This is a genomic window from Oleiphilus sp. HI0117 (genome assembly GCF_001635235.1).
The window spans coordinates 1-506 of record NZ_LWGA01000983.1 but is presented as its reverse complement, the minus strand read 5'-3'; the positions used below and the strand labels follow the sequence as shown (position 1 = coordinate 506).

The window sequence follows — 506 nt, the reverse complement described above, 5'->3', positions numbered from 1 at the left end:
AGTTATCAAGATAGAAAAGCTCGTTGGAAGAGATTGCATACTCGGCACCTGGAATATTAGGTATGAACGGCCAACTTCCAGTCGCGACAACGATTCGCTCAGCCGAGTATTGCTGCCCTGCCACTTCGACAGTATGGGCATCAACTATGCGAGCTCGACCATTAATAATTTTAGCGCCCGAGTTAGTTAACAAGGAATCATAAATACCGTTTAAACGCTCAATCTCAGTATTCTTATTTTTGACCAGGGTTTGCCAGTTAAAACTCAGATCACCATTTAAATGCCAACCATAGCCTTTGCCGTCTTCAAGCTCTTCATGAACATGGGATGCATAAACAAATAGTTTCTTTGGTACGCAGCCTACATTTACACACGTACCGCCAAGATAGCGATCTTCTGCAACAGCAACTGTAGCGCCCATCGAGGCCGACATTCTAGCCAAACGAACACCGCCGGAGCCAGCACCAATTACAAACAAATCAAAATCATAAGATGACATAAAGAAC

At 44.1% G+C, this 506-nt stretch carries 1 protein-coding gene; it reads right to left on the bottom strand.

Going from position 1 to position 506, the window contains the following annotated elements:
• Positions 1 to 506, bottom strand: a 506-nt coding sequence (locus A3757_RS17650) for an FAD-dependent oxidoreductase (protein WP_369819565.1), incomplete at both ends; no start/stop codon positions are given.